Genomic DNA, 22,023 nt, shown 5'->3' on the forward strand with positions numbered 1-22,023 from the left:
GTCATGCGTTTTGCCCCCGTCTCGGCTGCCCTCTCTCTGGCTCTGGCGGTGGCGGCAAGCAGCAGTCATTCGGCCCCGGTCGAGGTGCTGGACCCGCGCGCGGCGGTGCTGGAGGAAGCGGGGCGCGTGGCCCTGAACGCGGGCGAGGTGGACAAGGCCACCGATGCCTATGAGGCTGCGCTGGCGATCCAGCCGGGATCAAGCCGGATCACAATCTCTTTGGCACAGGCCGCCCGGATGCAGGGGATGCAGGGCAAGGCGCTGCATTATTACCGTACCGTGCTGAGCCGCGACCCGCAGAATATCGACGCCATGGGCGGCGAGGGCGAGACGCTGGCCGAAAAGGGCGCGGTGGAAAAGGCGCGCGAAAATCTGGCCAAGATCGAAAGCATGGGCGGCAAGGGCAGCGAGGCGGCGAACCGTCTGGCCGCCGCAATCGCCAAGGGCGCGCTGCCCGGCGCCAAAGTGGCCAGCACGGCCGATGTTGCCGCCAAGCCGACCCTTCAGGCCAATTAAATAAGCGCGCGGAATTCTTCCAGCACGGCGCGATAGACGCGCTTTTTGAACGGTACGATCAATTCGGGCAGGTGATCGGCCTCGGCCCATTTCCATGCGTTGAATTCGGCCGGATTATGCGCGTTCAGGTCGATGTCATCGTCATGGCCGTTAAAGCGCATCAGGAACCAGTGCTGACGCTGGCCGCGATATTTGCCCTTCCACAGCTTGCCGATCAGGTGATCGGGCAGATCGTAGAGCAATTCCTCGCGCGTTTGGGCCAGAATTGTCGCATGAGCCTCGCCCACGCCGGTTTCTTCGGCCAATTCGCGAAAGGCGGCGGCGCGCAATTCCTCGCCGGGGTCGATTCCGCCCTGAGGCATCTGCCAGAAATCGCCTTCGCCATCGACTGTGCTCTCGCGCTGATCGATTCGGCGACCGACGAAAACCCGGCCATGGGCATTCACCAGCATCACGCCAACGCAGGGACGATAGGGCAGGGAAGCAAGATCGGTCATGGGTTTAGGCAGGCTTTCATTGTTGCAGGGCGGCAGGATAGTCGTCTTGGCCGCGCCTTCAAAGGGGAAAAGGTAGGGGCGCGGGGCAATAGAATCGCGATTGCCGCTTGACTAGAGCCCGCAACAGGTTTTGGGCAATTGGGACAGGTCCGTGCGCATGGCGGCGTTAAGGGTTGTCGGCTGGAACGATGCGTTTTTGTGCTGACAGTTTTTCTCGATTGCACATGCGACGCCGCCGCGCCAAGGGCGATTACCTTCGGCGCGAAAGCAGCAGCGGTTCGGGCCGGGTATGGAAGGACGATGATGGCTACTGTTCTGGAAGCGGGCGCGAACGAAGGGCGTTCGACTGACAACACACCCGAAGCGGTGGTGGTGCGTTTTGCGGGCGATTCGGGCGACGGCATGCAGTTGACGGGCGGGCAGTTCACGCTCTCGACCGCGCTGGCGGGCAATGATCTTGCCACGTTCCCCGACTTTCCGGCGGAAATTCGCGCGCCTCAGGGCACGCTGTTCGGCGTTTCGGCCTTCCAGATCAATTTCGGCAGCACCGAGATTTCGACCGCAGGCGATCAGCCCGACGTGCTGGTGGCGATGAACCCGGCGGCGCTGAAGACCAACGTGGGCCAGTTGAAGGCCGGCGGCCTGATCATCGCCGACTCGGGCGAGTTCAACAAGCGCAACCTGGAAAAGGCCAAGTATGAGAGCAACCCGCTCGAAGACGGCAGCCTGGCCAAGTGGAACCTGCTGGCTTTCGACATTTCCAAGCTGACCATGGAATCGGTGAAGCCCTTCGGCCTTGGCAACAAGGAAGCGCTGCGCTGCAAGAACATGTGGACGCTGGGTCTGGCGCTGTGGATGTTCGACCGTCCGCGCCAGCCTCTGATCGACTGGCTCAACACCAAGTTTGCCAAGAACAAGGTGCTGGCCGACGCCAATATCGCCGCGCTGAACGCTGGCCATGCCTATGGCGAGACGGCCGAAATCGGCGGTCAGGTCAAGAAGCTGCATATCGAGGCGGCGCCCCAGACGCCGGGCCTCTATCGCACGATCACGGGCGCGGATGCCATCAGCCTTGGTCTGATCGCGGGCGCGCAATTGGCGGAACTGCCGCTGTTCTTTGGCGGCTATCCGATCACGCCCGCTTCGGCGATCCTGCATAATCTGGCCAAGCTGAAAGAGTTTGGCGTCACCACCTTCCAGGCCGAAGATGAAATCGCCGCTGTCGCCAGCGCGATTGGCGCTTCCTATGCCGGTTCGCTGGGCGTTACGTCTTCGTCGGGTCCGGGCATCGCGCTCAAGACCGAGGCCATCGGCCTTGCGGTGATGACCGAACTGCCGCTGGTGATCGTGAACTCGCAGCGTGGCGGCCCCTCGACCGGCCTGCCCACCAAGACCGAGCAGTCGGACCTGTATCAGGCGGTTTATGGCCGCAATGGCGATACGCCGCTGCCCGTAATTGCCGCGCGTTCGCCTGCCGATGCGTTTGACTGCGCGATTGAGGCCTGCCGTCTGGCGGTGCAGTTCATGACGCCGGTGATGCTGCTGACCGATGGCTATATCGGCAATGCGGCCGAACCGTGGAAGGTGCCTGACCCTGAGAGCTTCACGCCGTTCCCGGCCAAGTTCCTCGAGGAAAACAACAATCCCGATGGCAAGGTTCTGCCCTATAAGCGCGACGAAAACGGCGTGCGTCCGTGGATCAAGCCGGGCACGCCCGACCTGATGCATCGTATCGGCGGCATCGAGAAGGCGCCCGACACCGGCGACCTCGATTACTCGCCCGCCACGCACCAGTTGCAGACCGACGCCCGCAAGGCCAAGGTCGATGGCATCGCCAACCACATCCCCGCGCAGGAAGTGTCGCAGGGTACGCAGAGCGGCAAGCTGGCGCTGGTCGGCTGGGGCAGCACTTATGGCGCGATCCATCAGGCCGTGCGCCGCGCCCGCGCCAAGGGGTTGGACGTTTCGCACATCCATATCCGCCATATCTGGCCGATGCCTGCCAATCTGGGCGATTTGCTGCGCGGCTATGACAAGATCATCGTGCCCGAAATGAACACGGGCCAGCTCAAGACCGTGCTGCGCGATCAGTATCTGGTCGATGCGCGTCCGCTGAACAAGGTTTCCGGCCAGCCCTTCACCATCGCGGAAATCGAAGCCGCGATTGAAGCTGCTCTGGCGTAAGGGGTAAGAACGATGAACGAAATGACCGCCATCAAGACGACCCTCAAGGATTGGGAATCGGATCAGGAAGTGCGCTGGTGCCCGGGCTGCGGCGACTATGCGATCCTGAAAGCTGTGCAGCGCACGTTGCCCGAACTGGGCGCGGATCCGGCAAAGACCGTGTTCGTGTCGGGCATCGGCTGCTCCAGCCGCTTCCCCTATTATGTGTCGAGCTATGGTTTCCATACGATCCATGGCCGCGCGCCCGCTTTTGCCACTGGCTTGAAGCTGGCCAATCCTGAACTCGACGTCTGGCTGGTGACGGGCGACGGCGATGGCATGTCCATCGGCGGCAACCACACGATGCATTTCCTGCGCCGCAACATCAATTCGCAGATCCTGTTGTTCAACAACGAGATCTACGGCCTGACCAAGGGCCAGTATTCCCCCACCAGCCGCGAAGGCACCAGCAGCCCGACCACTCCGCTGGGCAGCGTCGACCGTCCGATGCAGCCTTGCGCTTTTGCGCTGGGCGCGGGCGCGCGTTTCATCGCGCGCGGCTTCGATACGTCGAAGAATCTGGGCGAAGTGCTGAAGGCTGCTCATGCGCATCAGGGCGCGGCTTTCGTGGAAATCTTCCAGAACTGCATCGTCTATAACAAGGACCGCTTTGCCGACTTCACCGAGAAAGCGGTGGCCGACACCCGCCAGCTCTGGCTGAAGGATGGCGAGCCGATGCTGTTCAACAAGGGCACGCAGGGCCTGCGCCTGAACACCGATCATCTGCATCTGGAAATCGTCGATGTCGTCGATGGCGACTGGCAGGCGGTGGGCGTGCTGGTGCATGACGTCAAGAACCGTTCGATCGCGCATATGCTGGTCGAACTGCCGATGGCGCTGTTCCCGGTCGCTCTGGGCGTGATCTATGACGATCCGCGCCCGACCTATGAATCGGCCCTGCTCGGTCAGGATGCCGTGGCGCGCGAAGGCAAGGTGGCCAATCTCGCCAAGCTGCTCGCCAAGGGCCAGACTTGGACGGTGCAGCCGGAAGATCAGGGGCCTTTGTCAGGCGTTTAAGGCAGTTTGCCTCCGGCGGGCAAAGGGCCAAGACCCTTTGCAATCCCGTTCTGGTTGCGCCAAGGGTTTGACCGAGGCTGACCTTTGCAGCGTTTGAAATTGAAAGCCTGCGGCGCCTTACGGTAGCGCCGCAGGCTTTTATCATTCTATTGCCCTGTCGCGCCTACCACCCCAAATTGGGATTGCAGAGGCCCCCCGCCCTTTGCCCGCCGAGGCCATCTCTCTAAAATTTCCCCTTCTACCATCTTCCCACCTTATAGTTCCGCGCTACCCCCCGAAGGATGACTCAACCCATCCTCCTCTGGTTTCGTCGTGATCTTCGCCTTGCCGATCAGGCGGCGGTGAGAGCGGCGGCGCATTCCGGCTTGCCGGTGATCCCGGTCTATGTTCTGGATGATGAGACACCCAAACATCGCAAATTGGGCGAGGCATCGCGCTGGTGGCTGCATGGCTCGCTGGAAAGCCTTGCGCGCGATCTAGAGGCCATGGGCAGCCGGTTGATCCTGCGGCGCGGCGCGGCGGCGGAGGTCTTGGCGCAACTGGCGGCGGAGACGGGCGCGCGGGAAATCCACGGGTTGCATCATTACGAGCCTTGGTGGCGCAACGCCGAAAAAGCCATCAGACGCAAGGGTTTGAACCTGCACCTGCATGACGGCAATTTTCTGATCCCTCCCGGCAGTGTCACGACCGGGGCGGGGACGCCCTATAGGATATACACGCCGTTCTGGCGTCAGGTGCAATTGCGGATGCCACCCGCAGAGCCGGCACCCGCGCCCGCTAAAATCCCCGCACCCGAAACATGGCCAGCCGGCGATGATCTCAGCGACTGGTCCTTGCTGCCCACCCGCCCCGACTGGGCAGTGGGTTTCCGCGCTGAATGGACGCCCGGCGAGGGCGGCGCGGAGGATCGCCTTGAAGCGTTTCTTCCCCGCTCGAACCTCTATGAGGAGCGCCGCAACCTCCCTTCGCGCCCCGGCACCAGCCGCCTCTCGCCCCATCTGGCCTTTGGCGAGATCAGCCCGGCAACCTTGTGGCACGCGGCGATGGATCAGGGCGGATCGGTGGACGTGTTCCTCTCCGAATTGGGCTGGCGCGATTATGCGCAGAATATTATTGCCGAATTTCCCGATTACGGTGCCCATTCGGCCAAGCCCGATTTCGACGTCATGCCATGGCGCGATGCCCCCGATGAGTTGAAGGCATGGCAGACGGGCATGACCGGCTACCCCATCGTGGACGCGGGGATGCGCGAATTGTGGGTGTCAGGCTGGATGCACAATCGCGTGCGGATGATCGTCGCCAGCTTTCTCATCAAACATCTGCTGATCGACTGGCGCCATGGCGAGCAATGGTTCTGGGATACGCTGGTCGATGCCGATTATGGACAGAATGCGGTGAATTGGCAGTGGTCCGCCGGATCGGGCGTGGACGCAAACCAGTTCACCCGCATCATGGCCCCTTTGACCCAAAGCCCAAAGTTTGAGGCGGGCGATTATATCCGCCACTGGGTGCCCGAACTGGCCGATCTGGACGAGGGCGAGATCCACGATCCCACGCCGATCACGCGCCGCCGCCGCGCTTATCCGATGCCGATTGTCGGCCATGTAGAGGGGCGCGAAAGGGCGCTGGCAGCCTATAGGATGATGAAGGGATAGGGAAAAAGCAGGCGCAACCGGCGGGGGTTCGTGGCGAGGGGCATGTCCACGAACGGCCGCCAGTCGCGCCTGCTATAGGGCTCGGGCAGCAGCGCTTCGCACTAAATACGCTATGCCCGGTCGCCGATAGTAATCTGCGACATAGGCATATTCGCAAAATGCAATGAACTATACGTTGCTGATCTTAGTTAATGGTGATCCGGTGCGGGCTGGCGAAATCCTGTCCGACCAGCTCGACCACCGCGTCGGCCACGACCGAGGGGTCTTTGACACTCTTGGGATCTTCGCCCGGATAGGCCTTGGCGCGCATCGCGGTGCGGGTCGCGCGGGGATTAACAATCGCCACGCGCACGGCCGAAATATTCGCCACCTCCTGCGCATAACAGTCGAGCAGGACCTCCTGCGCGGCCTTGGTGGCGGCATAGGCGCCCCAAAAAGCGCGCGGCTGAGTCGCAACCGTGGTGGTGATACCGATCACGCGCCCGGCCTCGCTCTTGCGCAACAGGCGGTCAAACGCGGCCAGCAGCGCCTGCGTGGCCAGCAGGTGAGTTGAAACCGCCTTGCCCAGCGCCTTCTGGTCAATATCGACCACCGGCATCAGTGTAGGCAGGATGCCCGCATTGACCACCATCACGTCCAGCTTGCCCCAGCGCCCCGCCACGGCCTCGGCAAGGCGAGCGATGGCGTCATGTTCGAGCAGGTCCATCGGGGCGATGGTGGCCGTGCCGCCCGCCTCGTGGATCGCCTGCTCGACGCCTTCGAGCGCCTTCGCATCGCGGCCCGTGATGATGACATGCGCGCCCGCCGCAGCCAGAGCCTGCGCCGTGGCCGCGCCGATCCCGCGGCTTGCGCCGGTGACGAGAGCGATCTTGCCGGAAAGGTTCATGGGTTAGGCCTCGGTCTCGCCCGCCACCGCATCGGCGTCATAGTCGGTCAATTGTGTCGGATATTCGCCGGTGAAGCAGGCGTCGCAGAATTGCGGGCATTTCGCATTACGATCCTGCTGGCCCACGGCGCGATACAGGCCGTCGATGGAAACGAAGGCAAGGCTGTCGGCCTGAATGTAATCGGCCATCGCTTCCAGATCCATCCGTGCGGCCAGCAGCTTGCTGCGCTCGGGTGTATCGACGCCATAGAAGCAGGAATGGTCGGTCGGCGGACTGGCGATGCGCATATGCACTTCGGACGCGCCCGCATCGCGCATCATCTGCACGATCTTGAGCGAGGTGGTGCCGCGCACGATCGAATCGTCGATCAGCACGATGCGCTTGCCCGCCACCAGCGCGCGGTTGGCGTTATGCTTGCGCTTCACCTCGGCATGGCGCTTGCTGTCGCCCGGCTGGATGAAGGTGCGGCCCACATAGTGGCTGCGGATGATGCCCAGTTCGAAGGGGATGCCGCTTTCGGCGGCATAACCGATGGCCGCAGGCACGCCCGAGTCGGGCACCGGCACGACCAGATCGGCATCCGCAGGCGCTTCCTTGGCCAGTTCGACACCGATCTGGCGGCGCGACTGATAGACCGATTGCCCACCCAGAATCGAATCAGGACGGCTGAAATAGACCTGCTCAAAGATGCAGGGGCGCGGGGCGCTGTCGCCAAAGGGGCGGTGGCTGGAAATCACGCCATTGTGATCGACCACCAGCAACTCGCCCGGCTCGACCTCGCGTTCGAAATCGGCGCCGACCACGTCAAGAGCTACGGTTTCGGAGGCAAACACCACCGAGCTGCCGATGCGGCCCATCACCAGCGGGCGGATGCCCAGCGGGTCGCGGCAGGCGATCATGCCGGCCGGCGTGGTGCAGATCAGAGCATAGGCGCCCTCGATCAGGCGCAACGCATCGACGAAACGATCAAGCAGCGTGGGGTAGCGGCTGGTGGCCACGAGGTGGATGATGACCTCGGTGTCGGAGGTCGACTGGAAAATCGAACCCTTGTGCACCAGATCACGTTTCAGCGTCATCGCATTGGAAATATTGCCATTATGCGCGATGGAGAAACCACCGTCGGCAAGATCGGCAAACAGCGGCTGGATGTTGCGCAGGCCCGAACCGCCCGTGGTGGAATAGCGCACATGGCCCGAAGCCATCATGCCAGGCAGGTCGGCAAAGATGTCCTGATTCTTGAACACATGGGCGACATGGCCGATCCCGCGATGGGAAAAGAATTCGCCGCCGTCAAAGCTGGTGATGCCGACCGCTTCCTGTCCGCGATGCTGCAGCGCATGCAGGCCGAGCGCCACCACCGAGGAGGCCGAGCGCGCGCCGATGACGCCGAAGATGCCGCATTCTTCATGCAGCGTGTCTCCGTCATCGCCCACATCCCATGGGGTTTCATCGCGGAAAGCGTCGGAAAGGGCGGCGTGTTGGCTGATGCTGGTCATGCGGGTGGATGCGACTCTTCGATGACAATGCGCCGTGGCGGCGCGGGGCGCGCGCATTTGGCGCTTGTTGCCCGACAAAGCAAGGCCCCGGTGCATCACATATGATTCAGGCCGCGATGGAGAGCCGGTCTCGGCCCGCACCCTTGGCCGCATAGAGCGCCTGATCGGCCTCGGCCATGGCGCCATCGGCGCAGGTGCCAAGCCGGGCAAGGCCGATGCTGGTGGTGACAAAGATTTCATGGCCGTCATAGACCGTGGCTGCATGGGCCAGTGTCTTGCCCAGACGCGCACAGATCCGTTCGCCCACCTCGATGCTGGCGCCGGGCAGCAGCAGGGCGAATTCCTCGCCGCCGATGCGCGCCAGCATATCGGTGCCGCGCAAGCCCTGACGAGCCACGGCCGCAAAGGTTCGCAAGACCGCATCGCCTGCTGCATGGCCATAGCTGTCATTGACGTTCTTGAAGAAATCAAGGTCGATCAGTGCCACGCAGCCGGTTTGCCCCCGCGCGATGCAGCCGTTGATCGTGTCGAGGAACAGGCGCCGATTGGGCAGGCCGGTCAACTCGTCGGTCAGCGCCGCGCGCGCCAGAGCGTTTTCATAGGCCTTGCGCTCGGACATGTCGCGCACCACGCTGACCACGCTTTCGACCTGTCCGGCCTCGTCCAGCACGGCGCGCATATGCGCCTCGTACCAGCGGGGCGCGGCATTGCGCGGCAGGCCCAGAAATTCGACCTCAATCGAATTGCCCTTGGCCGAAAGCGCGCGGCGATAGGCGTCCACCACCGCGCGGCGGTGGCGCGGCGCGACAAGGCGTAGCGCGGGATGGCCGATCATGCGCTTGGGGTCGCGCCGGGCCAGATGCTGGATCGAGGTCGAGGCAAAGCGGATCTTGCCTAAAGGATCGGTCGACAAAATGATGTCGGTCGAATTTTCCGCCAGCAGGCGATAGCGCGTCTCGCTCTCGCGCAGGCGGGCCAACAGGTGGCGCATATGCTGGATCGCGCTGGTCACCGGCATGATGGCCAGCGCGGTGGAGGCCAGATAGACCTGAAGGAATTGCAGTTGCCGCCCGATGCTGTGTCCGCTTAACGCCAGCGTGCTGTCGCCCCCGCGCACAAACCACAGGCCGATCACCGCCAGAATGACATACATCAGCGAAAGCGTGGCCAGATCGACAAACACCGTCGATACCACCAGCAGCAGGATGGGCAGGAACAGCACAGGGATCATCGTTTGGGCAAAGCAGAGCGTGGCCACCACCGCCATCGCGATGGGAAAGCCCAGCGCCACCGGCCAGCGCGGACGGTCGAACAGAAACCGCCTGCCGCGCCGCTGCGAATGGGCCAGCACGGTGAAGCAGGGCAGGAAGATCATCAGCCCAAGGCTGTGGCTGTAATACCAGTTGCGGAAATTCTGCAGTGCCTCGCCATGCCCGGCCATCGACAGGGCGACAAGGCTCAGGCTGGCGCCCAGCAGCGGGGTACAGACCGAGACGCCGAAGAGCAGGCCCATCAGCCAATTGAGCGAGCCGACCTGTTCGCTTTTGGGCAACAGGCGGCGCATCAGCAGTGCGGCCAGCACGGCTTCGGACATATGGGCCAGCGCCATGACCGGCACGGCGACCCATCCCGCGCCCCAGATCCCGGTTACCAGTGCCGAGGCCAGCGTACAGGCTGCAATCCGCGGCAGCCATCCCCGCGTTGAAACCGTGGCCAGCGATGCTGTCAGCACCGCCCCTGCGGGCCAGAGGAAGCTGTTTCCATGATCGATCTGGGCAAAGCTGGTGCCCAATTGCGCGCAAAGGAAATAGACCAGCCCCAGAATGGCAAAGCCGGGAGGCGTATGATCCTGGATTGGCGGAATGCGTAATTTCATGGATGGGGAATGTACGGATAAAAGGGTTAATTTCGTCTTTAGGCTGCATACCGAAAGGCGGGAAAACCCTTTCTATTGCGGAGTGTTTTGCCCGGATGTGGGATTGTGCGTTGCGCGCTTGGCGCCGCGCGCCTAAATCCTGCATCGGATGCCCGTTCGGGCCGCAGGAAACAGGCGCAATATTTCCGTGATTCTCAATCGTTTTGAATGGACAGTGGCCAAACGCTATCTGCTTCCGGGGCGCGGCGAGGCCTTTATCGCATTGGTGGCCGGGATCAGCCTTGTGGCGGTTGCGCTGGGGGTGGCCGCGCTGGTCGTGGTGATGAGCGTGATGAACGGATTTCGCGCCGAACTGCTGGATAAGATCGTCGGGCTCAACGGGCATGCGATCATTCAGGCCTATGGCGGGCGACTCGATAATTGGGAACAGGTGCTCAAGGATGTCCGCGCCACGCCCGGCGTGGTCAAGGCCAGCCCGCTGATCGAACAGCCCTTGCTGACCACCTTTAACGGGCGGGTCGAGGCCATTCTGGTGCGCGGACAGACCGCGCCCGATATTGCCGCAATGAAGTCCAAGGTGATTTCCGGATCGATGGACGCCATCACGCCCGACAGCGGCATGGTGGCCATCGGCGCCCGTCTGGCCGAAAGCCTTGGCGCGCGGGTGGGCGATTCCATCACCGTCATCAACCCCACCGGGCGCGACACGCCCTTCGGCACGGTCCCCCGCCAAGTGGCCTATCAGGTGGGCGCGATCTTCGAGGTAGGGATTTATGACTATGACAATGCCTTTGTCATCATGCCGATTGCGGACGCGCAGACGCTGCTGCTGACCGGCGATTCCATCGGCATGATCGAGGTCAAGACCGACAATGCCGACAAGGCCGCCGAAATGCTGGCGCCTTTGGGCAAGAAACTGGCCGGGCAGGCGAAGATCACCGATTGGAAGGAGATCAACGCGCAATTGTTCGATGCGCTGGCGGTGGATCGGGTGGTGACCTTTGTGGTCCTTTCGCTGATCGTGCTGGTGGCCTCGTTCAACATCCTTTCCAGCCTGATCATGCTGGTGCGGGCCAAGACGCGCGACATTGCGATCATGCGCACTATGGGGGCTTCGCGGCGTTCCATCATGAAGATCTTCCTGACCATCGGCGCGGTCATCGGTTCGTTGGGGACCGGTGCAGGGCTGGTGCTGGGCTTTATCTTCCTGTTCTATCGTCAGAATGTGCTGAATTTCGTGCAGATGGTGACGGGCCAGCAATTGTGGGACCCCAAGATCCGCTTTCTGACCGAATTGCCCAGCCGTTCCGATCCGGTCGAGGTGATCGGGATCGTGGCGATGGCTTTGGGCCTGTCTTTTGTGTTCACCTTGTTCCCGGCCTTCAAGGCGGCGAGCACGGACCCGGTGCAGGTGCTGCGTTATGAGTGAGGTTTTAAAGCTGACCGGCCTGACGCGGGCCTTTGAACAGGGCGGGGTGCGGATCGAGGTGCTGAAGGGCATCGATCTGTCCATCATGCCGGGCGAGATCGTCGCGCTGCTTGGCCCTTCGGGCTCGGGCAAATCGACGATGTTGCAGGCGGTCGGCCTGCTCGAGGGCGGCTTTGGCGGGCGGATCGAGGTGGCGGGGCAAGATGCCAGCGCGATGAACGGCGATCAGCGGACCGATCTGCGCCGCTCGTCCATCGGCTTTGTCTATCAGTTCCATCATCTGCTGCCCGATTTCACGGCAATGGAAAATGTCGTGATGCCCCAACTGGTCGCGGGCCATGTGCAGGGTGAGGCCGAAGGAAGGGCGCGCGAATTGCTGGGCGCGCTGGGCCTGTCCTCGCGCGTGACGCATCGTCCTAACCAATTGTCGGGCGGCGAGCAGCAGCGCGTGGCTGTGGCCCGCGCGCTGGCGAATCGCCCGCGTCTGGTGCTGGCCGACGAACCCACGGGCAATCTGGACGAGGCGACCGCCGACCGCGTGTTCGACGAATTCCTGCGCCTTGTGCGCGAGAGCGGCGCGGCAGCGCTGATCGCCACGCATAATGAGCGGTTGGCGCTGCGCATGGACAGGGTCTTGCGATTGCACGAAGGGCGATTGCATTATGAACAGGCGGCCAATTCTGAACAGACCGCTTGAAGGTTAACAGCGTGCCCCCCACATGTGGGTGGAAGGGCGCAAAATAAGGAGAGATCCATGACCAAACTGATCAACTGGCAGGAAACCGTGGCGCTGCATCTGGCCAACGATGGCGGCGGGTTGCTGGACGAGTTGAAGACGGTGCGGCGTGGTACTCTGGCCGATCTGGTGCGCTATATCGCGCTGCTCGAAGCGCCCGAACGCGAACGCTACGAGATCGAGCGCGTGGGCGATCACCGGATGAAGGTGGATGAAGTCATGGAGCTTTATGCTCGCCCCGATTTTCCCCATGCGGAATAAGGCGTGAGCCACTGGCCACAGTTGCCGGTGTTGCGCGGGCGCCATGTCACATTGCGCCCGCTGCAACGCGCGGATCGGGATGATTTGCTGGCGGCGTTAAGCCATGGTTTCGAGCGGACTTTTGCGGGTGGATTGCCCAATGCCGAAACGATCGAAAGCTGGCTTGACCGGGCCGAGGCCGAGACGGCGGCGTGCCGGGCGCAGGTGTTTGCGGTGCTCGACGCCGATGGGGCGATTGCGGGCACCACGCGTTATATGCGGATGAACGCGGCTGCGCGGCGGGTGGAGATCGGCAACACGCTCTATGCCCCCCGCGTGCGTCGCACCGGCTTGAACACCGAGGCCAAGAAACTGCTGCTGGGCCATGCCTTCGAGGTGCTGGGCGTCCATTGCGTGCAGATCCGCACCGATGCGCTGAATCATACCAGTCGCCGCGCGATTGAGCGGATCGGCGCCAAACAGGACGGTATTCTGCGCGGGCATAATGTCATGCATGACCCCGATTATGGCGAGCGGCGGCGCGATACGGTGGTCTATTCGATCCTGGATATTGAATGGCCGGGCATTCGCCGCCATCTTGACGCGCTGCTGGACCGATAGGAACCCCCCGATGCCCCAGACGATTGCCGATTTCACCGCGCATCTCCCCAATGGCGAAACCATCTCGCTGGCCGATCGGCTGGGCAAGGTGCTGCTGGTGGTGAACACGGCGAGTAAATGCGGATTTACCCCGCAATATGATGGCCTTGAAAAGCTGTGGCGCGATTATGGCGCGCGCGGTTTTGAAGTGATCGCCTTTCCCTGCAACCAGTTCGGCGGGCAGGAGCCGGGTAGCGCGGAAGAGATCGGTGAATTCTGCCGCGTCAATTTCGGTCTCTCCTTTCCCCTGATGGGCAAGGTCGAGGTCAACGGCCCGGATGCCGATCCGCTGTGGAACTGGCTGAAAGACAGCGCGCCGGGGATACTCGGCACCAAGAAGATCAAGTGGAATTTCACCAAATTCCTGATCGGGCGCGATGGCCGCGTGGTTCGCCGTTTTGCCCCCAATGTTAAGCCGGAGGCGATTGCCGGGGCCATCGAAAATATCCTCTGAATTTTCCACAGCATTGGCCACAGGTTTACGCACACATCATCCACAGGGCGCCGCGCCCCGCCGATTGATGAAACGGCCCCCCGCGCCCTAGGGTCCCGACCATGGCTCATTCTTCCTACGTCCCGCTGCATGTCTATTCCAGCTTCACCATGCTGGATGGCGCCATTGACCCCAAGGCCATGGCCAAGCTGGCGAAGAAGCACAATTTTCCCGCCATGGCAGTGACGGATCGCAACGGGCTTTACTGCGCGCCCGCCTATGCCGGGGCGTGCAAGGATATGGGCGTGCAGCCGATCATCGGCTCGCTGCTTTCCATCGCGCGGCCCATTGGGGAGGGCGGCGGCGTGCTGCCATCGGCGCCCCAGATCGACGCGGTGGTGCTGCTGGCCCAAAACGAGGCGGGGTGGAACAATCTGTGCCATCTGGTGTCCAAGGCGCATCTTGAACGCCCGCTCGAATTTGACCCCCATGTGCGCCTGTCCGATCTTGACGGCCATACCGATGGGTTGCTGTGCCTGACCGGGGCGGGCGAGGGCGCGCTGGCTCGCATGTTTGCCGAAGGGCAGAACGAGGCGGCGCTGCGCTATGCCGATGCCTTGCAGGCGGCCTTCCCCAACCGGCTCTATATCGAGATCGCCCGCACCGGCGATCCTGCCGAGGACGGCAGCGAAGAGGCGCTGATCGACCTTGCCTATACCCGAGACATTCCGCTGGTGGCGACCAATCCTGCCCACTTTGCCGATGCCAAGGACAGCGCGGCCCATGACGCCATGCTTTGTATCGCAGGCTCGACCCATGTCGATGCGCCCGAGCGCAAACGTTCCAACCCCCAGCAATGGGTGCGCAGCGCCGAGTTGATGGAGCATTTGTTCTCCGACCTGCCCGAAGCGCTGGCCAACACGCTGGTGATCGCCCAGCGCTGCGCCTTCGAGCCGCCCAAGCGCAAGCCGCTGCTGCCCAGCCTTGCGGGCGACAAGGAAGGCGAAGCGCGCATGATGGTCGATCATGCGCGGGCGGGTCTGGCCAAGCGTCTGGCGCCCTATTGGCCGGGCGTGGACGAGGCGACGCTCGACAAGGCTCTGGCCGCGCCCGAGGAAAACTATGAGGCGTTGCGGCCGCTGGGCGTCGACGAGAGTTTCCTCGAGTATGCCAAACGGCTCGATTTCGAGACGGGCATCATCAATCGCATGGGCTTTGCCGGTTACTTCCTGATCGTGGCCGACTTTATCCAATGGGCCAAGCAGAATGACATTCCCGTGGGGCCGGGGCGCGGTTCGGGCGCGGGGTCGCTGGTGGCATGGGCGCTGACGATCACCGACCTCGATCCGTTGCGTCTGGGTCTGCTCTTCGAACGTTTCCTCAACCCCGAACGTGTCTCGATGCCCGACTTCGACATCGACTTTTGCGAAACGCGGCGCGGCGAGGTGATCCGCTATGTCCAGCGCAAATATGGCGCGGATCATGTGGCGCAGATCATCACTTTCGGTAAGCTGAAGGCGCGCGCCGTGCTGCGCGATACGGGGCGCATCCTGCAAATGTCCTATGGTCAGGTTGACCGCCTGACCAAGATGGTGCCCAATCATCCGACCGATCCATGGTCGCTCGAACGCGCGTTGAACGGCGTGCAGGAATTGCACCGCGAATATACCAATGATCCTGAGGTCAAGCGCCTGATCGATCTGGCGATGCAGTTGGAGGGCATGCCGCGCAACAGTTCGACCCATGCGGCGGGCGTGGTGATCGGCGACAGGCCGCTCGAACAACTGGTGCCGCTCTATCGCGATCCGCGTTCGGACATGCCGGTGACGCAGTTCGACATGAAATATGTCGAAAACACGGGCCTCATTAAATTCGACTTTCTGGGCCTCAAAACGCTTTCGATCCTGCGCAAGGCGGTAGATTTGTTGGGGCGGCGGGGGATCAATATCGATCTTTCCACCCTGCCTTGGGACGATTCCGATGTGTATGACCTGCTGAAACGCGGCGATACGGTCGGCGTGTTCCAGTTGGAATCCGAAGGCATGCGGCGCACGCTGGCGGCGGTCAAGCCGACCAATTTTGGCGACATTATCGCGCTCGTTTCGCTCTATCGCCCGGGGCCGATGGACAACATCCCCCTGTTTGGCCAGCGCAAGAACGGCATGGCGCCTATCGAATATCCGCATGAGAAACTCTCGGGCATTCTGGCCGAAACCTACGGGATTTTCGTCTATCAGGAACAGGTGATGCAGGCCGCGCAGATCCTTGCGGGCTACTCGCTGGGCGACGCGGACCTTCTGCGCCGCGCGATGGGCAAGAAGGTGCAGGCCGAAATGGACGCCCAGCGCCTGCGCTTTGTGATCGGTTGCCGCGAGGTGTCGGACATCGACAAGGACAAGGCCAACGAACTGTTCGATATTATCGATAAGTTCGCAGGCTACGGCTTCAACAAATCGCACGCCGCCGCCTATGCCTTGCTCGCCTATCAGACGGCGTGGTTCAAGGCGCATTATCCGCATGAATTCTATGCCGCCGCCATGTGCTTCGATATGCATCAATCGGAAAAACTGGCCATTTTTGTCGACGACATGCGCCGCAACGGGATTGCGGTAGCTGGGCCCTGCCTCAACCATTCCGAAGCCGAATTCATGGTCGAACAGACCGCCGATGGCCATCAGGTGCGCTATGCCTTGGCCGGCATCCGCAATGTCGGCGAAAAGGCCATGGAAGTCGTCGTGGCCGAGCGGCAGGCCAATGGCGCGTTCAAAGATCTGGCCGATCTGTTCACCCGCGTGCCCTATGGCTCGCTCAACCGGCGCATGCTCGAAGGTCTGGCGGCCAGCGGGGCGTTTGACGCGCTCGAGCCTAACCGCGCCAAGGTGATGGCCAATGCCGACATGCTGCTGGCCGTGGCCGAAGAGGCCGAGCGCACCCGCACCAGCGGCCAACACGGGTTGTTCGGCGGCGATGATGCGGGCGCGGGCGCGATCCGCCTGAACGAGGCAGCGCCATGGAGCCGCAGCGACCAAATGGCCAAAGAGCGCGAGAATTTCGGCTTCTATTTCGCCGCCCACCCGGTCGAACAATGGCGCGCCGTGGCCAGCGCCAATGGCGCGCGCAGCCATTCCAGCCTGTTGGCCAGCGGCGTTGCGGGCCGCACCAGCGCGGTAATGGCCGCCATGGTTGAAAACGTCCAGAAGCGCAAAACCAAGCGCGGCAAGGATTTCATCATGGCCGATTTCTCGGACCAGTCGGGCAATTTCTCGGCCTCGTGCTTTGAAGAAACGCTGGTGGACAGCTTTGTGAACTGGGCCAAGGATGGTGCCTGCATCCTGCTGACCGTCGAACTCGACAGCCCCAGTCCGGAGGAGCCGCCACGCGTGACGGTGCGCGGGGCGCAGGCCCTGTCGGAAATCAAAGCGGCGGCAAAGATGACGCTGAGCCTTGAAGTGGCGCGGCCCGATGTGTTTGCCGAACTGGCCTCGATCCTGCCGCGCGGTGGGCTGGGTACGGTCGAGGTCTTGCTGAAAACGGGTGGGGCGCAGGAGCCTCGCCTGCGTCTGGGGCGCGATTTCCTGCTGGATGGCGAATTGACCGATCTGATCGCGGGGCTGGACGGGGTGGCCAATGTCTCGCTCAAACCGACGCGGGCGGGCGGGCATCTGCGGCTGGTGGCCTGATCAAAACAGCGCCATCTGGCCATCGCGGCGCGGCGGGCGGAACTGCGAGATGTCCAGATCGGCGCGGCGGTCGCCAAGGCCCAACCGCGCCTTGGCAATACGAAAGCGTGCGCGGATCAGGTCTGCCCACACGCCTTGCGGCTTCATCCGGGTGAAGAAATCGCTCTGATAATCGGCCCCGCCGCGCAGGGATTGCACGATATGCATGACCTTTTCCGCGCGGTCGGGGAAATGCGCCTCCAGCCATTCGCGAAACAGCGGTGCGACTTCATGGGGCAGGCGCAGCATGATCCAGCTTGCCCCGCGCACCCCGCGCGCGGCGGCTTCTTCCAGAATGCGCTCGATCCATTCCTCGGTGATCGCGGGCACGATGGGCGAGACATTGACCCAGACAGGCACGCCCGCCGCGCTCAATTTCCCTATTGCGTCCAAACGCTTGAGGGGACTTGCCGCGCGTGGTTCGAGCAGGCGGGACAGCCGCGCATCCAGCGACGTCACCGAAATCGCCACGGCCGTCAGCCGATGCTGAGCAAGTTCGGCCAACAGGTCGAGATCATGCAGCACCCGGTCGGATTTGGTGGTGATCGTGACGGGATGGCGCGTTTCAAGGCATACTTCCAATATCTGTCGCGTCAGGCGATAGCGCGCCTCGATAGGTTGATAGGGATCGGTGTTCGTTCCCATCGCAATCGGCGCGGGGGAATAGCCGCGCGCGCCCAATTCTCGCCTCAGCAACTTCGCCGCCTCGGGCTTGGCAAACAGGCGGCTTTCAAAATCCAGCCCCGGCGAGAGGTCGAGATAGGCATGGGTGGGTCGGGCATAGCAATAGATGCAGCCATGTTCACACCCACGATAGGCATTGATCGAGCGGTCGAAGGGCACATCGGGCGATTTGTTGCGCGAGATGATCTTGCGCGCCGCCTCCTCGGTGACGGTGGTGCGCAGCGGCGGCGGGCCGCCATCGACATCCCCCAGCGCATCCAGCCAGTCGCCATCCGCCTCGCGCCCGGGCAGGGCAAAGCGGGTGGAGAGCGCGCCGCTTTGCGCGCCACGACCGCGGGGAGGGGGAGACGAAATCATGGAGCATAAAGAACATAAAAAGAACAAATGCGCAAGCGCTGGCTATTGCGCCCCGCGCCGACTAAACGGATTTCCGTTGCTCTCTAATCTGGAATCCCTTCCATGTCCGCGCCTTACGCCAGCCTGATTCCCGCCGATGCCGACCGCCTTGGGCTCTATCTGGCGCGAATCGGCCTTGCCGCCCCGGTCGAACCCACCGCCCAGGGGCTGGCGATTCTCCAGCGCGCGCATCGCATGAACATCGGCTTTGAAAACATGGACGTCATGCTGGGGCGCGGGATCAGCCTCGATCCCGATGCGATCTTTGGCAAGTTGGTGATGGGCGCGCGCGGCGGCTATTGCTTTGAACAGAACTGGCTGTTCGGCACGATGCTGGCGCAGATGGGCTTTGCCAACCGGCCTTTGCTGGCGCGGGTCTGGCTGGGCCTGCCCGAGGATGCTCCTGCCTCGCCGTTGACGCATACGTTCCGGTTGGTCGATCTGGATGGGCAGGCGTGGATTGCCGACGCTGGCTTCGGTGGCTCCTACGTGCCCCCCATGCCGCTGACCGATGGCGCAACCGCCCAGACTGCTGACGGTGCGCAGCATCGTATCATCCGCCATAGCGCTCCCGGTTCGCTGGCTGGCGAATGGCTGGTCGAACGTCTTGGCCCCGCCGCCGCCACGGATGGCCGCGCCACCGCGCCGGGATGGCAGAAACAGTATAGTTTCAACCTCAACGAAGTCGCGCCCATCGACCTTGAACTGTCAAACCACTGGACCTTTACCAAGCCCGAGACGCGCTTCACCACTGCATGGATCGCTTCGATCGTGCTGGAGGACGGCTTTGCCGCGCTCAATGGGCGGCGGTTGACCATGTATGCGGGCGGGCGCGGCGATGTCATGGACATCGCCCATGCGCAGGACTGGCGGGCGATGCTGGCCGATCTGTTCCGGGTGGAGTTGAGCGAGGATGAGGCGGCGGGGTTGAAGGTGTTTTAGAGGATAAATGCGAGGGTCTAGACCCTCGCGCTCCCGTTACTGTCTGCGTTGCGTAAAGGGTTCGACGAAAGGGTGTCGGACGCTGCGTTGGAGTTTTAAAAGCGTGCGGCGCCAATCAACACAAGGCCTACGCGCCGCAGGCTATAAAGCCACTAGCCTAATGCCGCCAACTAAGCGCCACCCATTAACGGGATTGCAAAGGGACGAATCCCTTTGCCCGTCGGAGGCGCCCTCTCAAACCTCCCGCAACCTCGGCATCAACTCAACAAAGTTGCAAGGCCGGTTCCGGCTGTCCAATTGCTCAAACAGGATCCCGTCCCAGCCGTCCTTTACCGCACCATTCGAACCGGGCAGGGCAAAGATATAGGTCGCGCCGGCCATGATCGCCATGGCGCGCGACTGCACGGTGCTGGTGCCGATGGATTTGTACGAGAGCCAGCGGAAGAGCTCGCCAAAGCCGGGGATCAGCTTGCCGCTGTGGGCGATGATGATCTGGTCCAGCGCCTCAGGCGTTACGTCACGCCCGGTCAGGCCCGTGCCACCGGTCGAGATCACGCAGTCGATCTGCGGATCGTCGATCCATGCGTCCAATTGCGCCACCAGCGTGGGCACATCTTCGCGCAGAATTTTGCGCGTGGCCAGAACATGTCCTTTATCCGCAATGCGCTGGGCCAGAATGTCGCCGCTGGTGTCATTGTCCAGTGTGCGCGTGTCCGACAGCGTCAAGAGCGCGATGCGGATCGGTTTGAACTCGCGGGTTTCGTCAATGGCCATCGGCGCCGTCCTTATTATGGAGTGGCTTGGTAGCCGTTCATGCCGGGGCCTGCAATCACGCCATTAGCGGCCATTTTTACCCCGCGCGCGCCATCGAGGCCGGGGAAGGTCGGCCACAGGCCCTGCGCCAGCGCGGTGCGGCTTTCCGAAGTGCCGCCTGCCTGCCGCTCATACATCCAGTAATTGCGCAGCACCGTGGCGACATAGCCGCGCGTCTCCCAATAGGGCACCGACTCCATCCAGAGCATCGGATCGCCGCCGTCATGGATCTGCGTGTTCCAGCGCGCGACAGGCAGCGGCCCGGCGTTATAGGCCGCCATCACCTTGGGCAGCAGACCTTGCGTGGCGGCGCTGTTTTTCAACGCCTGCAAATGCTGTTGGCCAAAAGCCAAATTCACATCGGGCCGCGTCAGATCGCCCACCGATCCTGAAACGCCCAGCGCTCCGGCATGATCGCGCGCGGCGGCGGGCATGATCTGCATCAGCCCGCGCGCGCCTGCGCTGGACAGGGCCGTGGCCCGAAAGGCCGATTCCTGAAGTGTATGGGCCAAAACCAGCGCCGGATCGACCTGCCAGCCGGTGGCCGGGGTCCATTTGGGCGTGGGGAAGCGGCTTGCCGGGGCCGGGGCCGCGCCGCCGGGCGCATTATAGGCCATCCACAATTGCGTGGCGGGCAAGCCCAGATCGCGCGCCAGACGTGACAGGGGCTGATACTGATCCGCGCTGCCGATACGGGCCTGATGGCGCAGCACATCGTCGGCCAGTCCATCTTCGCCAATTTCGGCCAGAGCCACGGCGGCGCGAATATTGGGATTTTCGCGCAGGGATTGCCAGTCGGCGGCGGTGAAATCGGGCGTGGAATGGCCGGTGGGCAGGCGCAGGCCGAGTTGCTCGGCCGCGATCATGCCATAAAGCGTTTCATCGAGACGCGCCGCCGCGCGCAAAGGCGTCGAGGCCATTTCGGGCTGGCGGCAACGCACTTGCGCGCGCGCCTGCCAATAATAGGCGGCAGCGGTCAGTTCACTGTTGGTCGAACCCTTGGCCGTGCGGGCAAAAGCCTCGCCCGCATTCAGGCAATCGCCCAGCCGCCACGCGGCAAGGCCCGCCACCCACGATCCTTCGGCCACCCATGCGCCGGACATGGGCGCGCTATTGTCGCCGATCGAGGAGGCCAGAGCAAAGGCGTCGGCATCCTGATTGTTGATGTAATAGGCCCATGCGACCTTCTGCCGCCATTCGGCGCGCGCCTCGGCCGAGAGCGTGGCATCCACGCCGTCGAGCAGCAGTCGTGCGCCCAGCGGATCGTCCAGCTTGATCTTGTCATTGATGCCCTGCGCGATGGTGGCGGGCATGGTGCCGTCGGCAATGCTGCGCGGACGGGCGCGGCGCGGGGCGTTGGGCTGGGTATAGAGCGCCTGCGGCAAGGGCAGGGTGGGCAGCGCGGTGCCGCCGCGCTTGATCGCCAGTGCGGCGATCTGCTCGGCTTCGGGCAGCGTGGGATTGGCGTTAAGCCAGTCGGTCAGCGTGGCTAGATCAATGCGCGGCGAGCCCTGCGCCAGATAATATTCCGCCCGCGCCGAGCCATGCAGCGGGCCGTCGGGACGTTCGGCAAACATGGATTGGACCCGCGCCCAATCCTGCCGCTTGATCGCGCCGAATATGTCCTTGTACCAGGTGCGCTCATCTTCGGTCAGCAGTTTGGGCACGGCGGAGCGCGAAACGCGGCTCATGAAATAATCGGCGGCGGCGGAATTGGCGGCGGCCGGCTGCGCTCCGGCGACGGACGCCAATCCGGCAAGGACGCAAAGCAGCGCGCGCGCAGACCCAGCCTTTTGTCGATCCC

General features: G+C 63.0%; 18 protein-coding genes. 11 read left to right on the forward strand and 7 right to left on the reverse strand.

Features of this window, described 5'->3' with window-relative positions; all coding sequences use genetic code 11:
- Positions 1-3: 3 nt before the first annotated feature.
- Positions 4-516 (forward strand): lipopolysaccharide assembly protein LapB, encoded by a 513-nt coding sequence (locus tag FHW96_RS14865; RefSeq protein ID WP_172341366.1) that lies wholly within the window; start codon positions 4-6, stop codon positions 514-516.
- Here FHW96_RS14865 and FHW96_RS14870 read toward each other — a convergent pair.
- The gene (locus FHW96_RS14870) at positions 513-1,013 is read right to left on the reverse strand and encodes an RNA pyrophosphohydrolase (protein WP_172341367.1); all 501 of its coding nucleotides are present in this window, start codon (positions 1,011-1,013) and stop codon (positions 513-515) included. The genes FHW96_RS14865 and FHW96_RS14870 overlap by 4 nt on opposite strands.
- A 303-nt stretch (positions 1,014-1,316) precedes the next feature.
- Between FHW96_RS14870 and FHW96_RS14875 the strand changes: the two genes are divergently transcribed.
- The 3 genes from FHW96_RS14875 to FHW96_RS14885 all read left to right on the forward strand — a co-directional run bounded on the left by FHW96_RS14875 (position 1,317) and on the right by FHW96_RS14885 (position 5,908).
- Positions 1,317-3,197, forward strand: a complete 1,881-nt coding sequence (locus tag FHW96_RS14875) for a 2-oxoacid:acceptor oxidoreductase subunit alpha (RefSeq protein WP_172341477.1) — start codon at positions 1,317-1,319, stop codon at positions 3,195-3,197.
- 12 nt (positions 3,198-3,209) lie between these two features.
- Complete coding sequence (locus tag FHW96_RS14880) at positions 3,210-4,253, forward strand: 2-oxoacid:ferredoxin oxidoreductase subunit beta (RefSeq protein WP_172341368.1); 1,044 nt, start codon at positions 3,210-3,212, stop codon at positions 4,251-4,253.
- Between the two features lie 281 nt (positions 4,254-4,534).
- On the forward strand, positions 4,535-5,908 hold the full coding sequence (locus FHW96_RS14885) for a deoxyribodipyrimidine photo-lyase (protein ID WP_172341369.1): 1,374 nt from the start codon (positions 4,535-4,537) through the stop codon (positions 5,906-5,908).
- Between the two features lie 184 nt (positions 5,909-6,092).
- Here the strand turns inward: FHW96_RS14885 and FHW96_RS14890 are convergent, their stop codons facing one another.
- From FHW96_RS14890 to FHW96_RS14900, 3 genes are all read right to left on the reverse strand, one after another.
- Complete coding sequence (locus FHW96_RS14890) at positions 6,093-6,794, reverse strand: SDR family NAD(P)-dependent oxidoreductase (RefSeq protein ID WP_172341370.1); 702 nt, start codon at positions 6,792-6,794, stop codon at positions 6,093-6,095.
- A 3-nt stretch (positions 6,795-6,797) separates the two neighbouring features.
- A complete protein-coding gene (gene purF, locus FHW96_RS14895; protein ID WP_172341371.1) occupies positions 6,798-8,291 on the reverse strand; it encodes an amidophosphoribosyltransferase in 1,494 nt (497 codons plus the stop codon).
- A 106-nt stretch (positions 8,292-8,397) separates the two neighbouring features.
- Complete coding sequence (locus FHW96_RS14900; RefSeq protein WP_172341372.1) at positions 8,398-10,167, reverse strand: sensor domain-containing diguanylate cyclase; 1,770 nt, start codon at positions 10,165-10,167, stop codon at positions 8,398-8,400.
- A 187-nt stretch (positions 10,168-10,354) separates the two neighbouring features.
- Between FHW96_RS14900 and FHW96_RS14905 the strand changes: the two genes are divergently transcribed.
- The 6 genes from FHW96_RS14905 to dnaE all read left to right on the forward strand — a co-directional run bounded on the left by FHW96_RS14905 (position 10,355) and on the right by dnaE (position 17,345).
- On the forward strand, positions 10,355-11,596 hold the full coding sequence (locus FHW96_RS14905) for a lipoprotein-releasing ABC transporter permease subunit (RefSeq protein WP_172341373.1): 1,242 nt from the start codon (positions 10,355-10,357) through the stop codon (positions 11,594-11,596).
- On the forward strand, positions 11,589-12,293 hold the full coding sequence (locus tag FHW96_RS14910; RefSeq protein ID WP_172341374.1) for an ABC transporter ATP-binding protein: 705 nt from the start codon (positions 11,589-11,591) through the stop codon (positions 12,291-12,293). The genes FHW96_RS14905 and FHW96_RS14910 overlap by 8 nt, the downstream gene beginning before the upstream one ends.
- Before the next feature lie 57 nt (positions 12,294-12,350).
- Positions 12,351-12,593, forward strand: coding sequence for a hypothetical protein (locus tag FHW96_RS14915; RefSeq protein ID WP_172341375.1), 243 nt, complete (start codon positions 12,351-12,353; stop codon positions 12,591-12,593).
- 3 nt (positions 12,594-12,596) lie between these two features.
- The gene (locus FHW96_RS14920; RefSeq protein ID WP_371815725.1) at positions 12,597-13,193 is read left to right on the forward strand and encodes a GNAT family N-acetyltransferase; all 597 of its coding nucleotides are present in this window, start codon (positions 12,597-12,599) and stop codon (positions 13,191-13,193) included.
- A 10-nt stretch (positions 13,194-13,203) separates the two neighbouring features.
- Positions 13,204-13,686 (forward strand): glutathione peroxidase, encoded by a 483-nt coding sequence (locus FHW96_RS14925; protein WP_172341376.1) that lies wholly within the window; start codon positions 13,204-13,206, stop codon positions 13,684-13,686.
- A 101-nt stretch (positions 13,687-13,787) separates the two neighbouring features.
- Entirely contained in the window at positions 13,788-17,345 is a 3,558-nt protein-coding gene (gene dnaE, locus FHW96_RS14930; RefSeq protein WP_172341377.1) for a DNA polymerase III subunit alpha, read from the forward strand.
- Here dnaE and FHW96_RS14935 read toward each other — a convergent pair whose 3' ends face one another.
- The gene (locus tag FHW96_RS14935; protein ID WP_172341378.1) at positions 17,346-18,425 is read right to left on the reverse strand and encodes a PA0069 family radical SAM protein; all 1,080 of its coding nucleotides are present in this window, start codon (positions 18,423-18,425) and stop codon (positions 17,346-17,348) included. It abuts the gene before it with no gap.
- Positions 18,426-18,527: 102 nt separating this feature from the next.
- Between FHW96_RS14935 and FHW96_RS14940 the strand changes: the two genes are divergently transcribed.
- Positions 18,528-19,406, forward strand: coding sequence for an arylamine N-acetyltransferase (locus tag FHW96_RS14940; RefSeq protein WP_172341379.1), 879 nt, complete (start codon positions 18,528-18,530; stop codon positions 19,404-19,406).
- Positions 19,407-19,640: 234 nt separating this feature from the next.
- Here the strand turns inward: FHW96_RS14940 and moaB are convergent, their stop codons facing one another.
- On the reverse strand, positions 19,641-20,180 hold the full coding sequence (moaB, locus tag FHW96_RS14945; protein ID WP_172341380.1) for a molybdenum cofactor biosynthesis protein B: 540 nt from the start codon (positions 20,178-20,180) through the stop codon (positions 19,641-19,643).
- A gap of 14 nt (positions 20,181-20,194) precedes the next feature.
- Entirely contained in the window at positions 20,195-21,910 is a 1,716-nt protein-coding gene (locus tag FHW96_RS14950; protein ID WP_172341381.1) for a lytic transglycosylase domain-containing protein, read from the reverse strand.
- Positions 21,911-22,023 lie beyond the last annotated feature (113 nt).

Source organism: Novosphingobium sp. SG751A (assembly GCF_013149295.1).
Lineage (GTDB): Bacteria > Pseudomonadota > Alphaproteobacteria > Sphingomonadales > Sphingomonadaceae > Novosphingobium.

Excerpts from the sequence above, each read along its gene's own strand:
- FHW96_RS14865 (WP_172341366.1), top strand. The coding sequence starts at position 4 with ATGCGTTTTGCCCCCGTCTCGGCTGCCCTCTCTCTGGCTCTGGCGGTG.
- FHW96_RS14870 (WP_172341367.1), bottom strand. The coding sequence starts at position 1,013 with ATGACCGATCTTGCTTCCCTGCCCTATCGTCCCTGCGTTGGCGTGATG.
- FHW96_RS14875 (WP_172341477.1), top strand. The coding sequence starts at position 1,317 with ATGGCTACTGTTCTGGAAGCGGGCGCGAACGAAGGGCGTTCGACTGAC.
- FHW96_RS14880 (WP_172341368.1), top strand. The coding sequence starts at position 3,210 with ATGAACGAAATGACCGCCATCAAGACGACCCTCAAGGATTGGGAATCG.
- FHW96_RS14885 (WP_172341369.1), top strand. The coding sequence starts at position 4,535 with ATGACTCAACCCATCCTCCTCTGGTTTCGTCGTGATCTTCGCCTTGCC.
- FHW96_RS14890 (WP_172341370.1), bottom strand. The coding sequence starts at position 6,794 with ATGAACCTTTCCGGCAAGATCGCTCTCGTCACCGGCGCAAGCCGCGGG.
- purF (WP_172341371.1), bottom strand. The coding sequence starts at position 8,291 with ATGACCAGCATCAGCCAACACGCCGCCCTTTCCGACGCTTTCCGCGAT.
- FHW96_RS14900 (WP_172341372.1), bottom strand. The coding sequence starts at position 10,167 with ATGAAATTACGCATTCCGCCAATCCAGGATCATACGCCTCCCGGCTTT.
- FHW96_RS14910 (WP_172341374.1), top strand. The coding sequence starts at position 11,589 with ATGAGTGAGGTTTTAAAGCTGACCGGCCTGACGCGGGCCTTTGAACAG.
- FHW96_RS14915 (WP_172341375.1), top strand. The coding sequence starts at position 12,351 with ATGACCAAACTGATCAACTGGCAGGAAACCGTGGCGCTGCATCTGGCC.
- FHW96_RS14925 (WP_172341376.1), top strand. The coding sequence starts at position 13,204 with ATGCCCCAGACGATTGCCGATTTCACCGCGCATCTCCCCAATGGCGAA.
- dnaE (WP_172341377.1), top strand. The coding sequence starts at position 13,788 with ATGGCTCATTCTTCCTACGTCCCGCTGCATGTCTATTCCAGCTTCACC.
- FHW96_RS14935 (WP_172341378.1), bottom strand. The coding sequence starts at position 18,425 with ATGATTTCGTCTCCCCCTCCCCGCGGTCGTGGCGCGCAAAGCGGCGCG.
- FHW96_RS14940 (WP_172341379.1), top strand. The coding sequence starts at position 18,528 with ATGTCCGCGCCTTACGCCAGCCTGATTCCCGCCGATGCCGACCGCCTT.
- moaB (WP_172341380.1), bottom strand. The coding sequence starts at position 20,180 with ATGGCCATTGACGAAACCCGCGAGTTCAAACCGATCCGCATCGCGCTC.
- FHW96_RS14950 (WP_172341381.1), bottom strand. The coding sequence starts at position 21,910 with ATGAGCCGCGTTTCGCGCTCCGCCGTGCCCAAACTGCTGACCGAAGAT.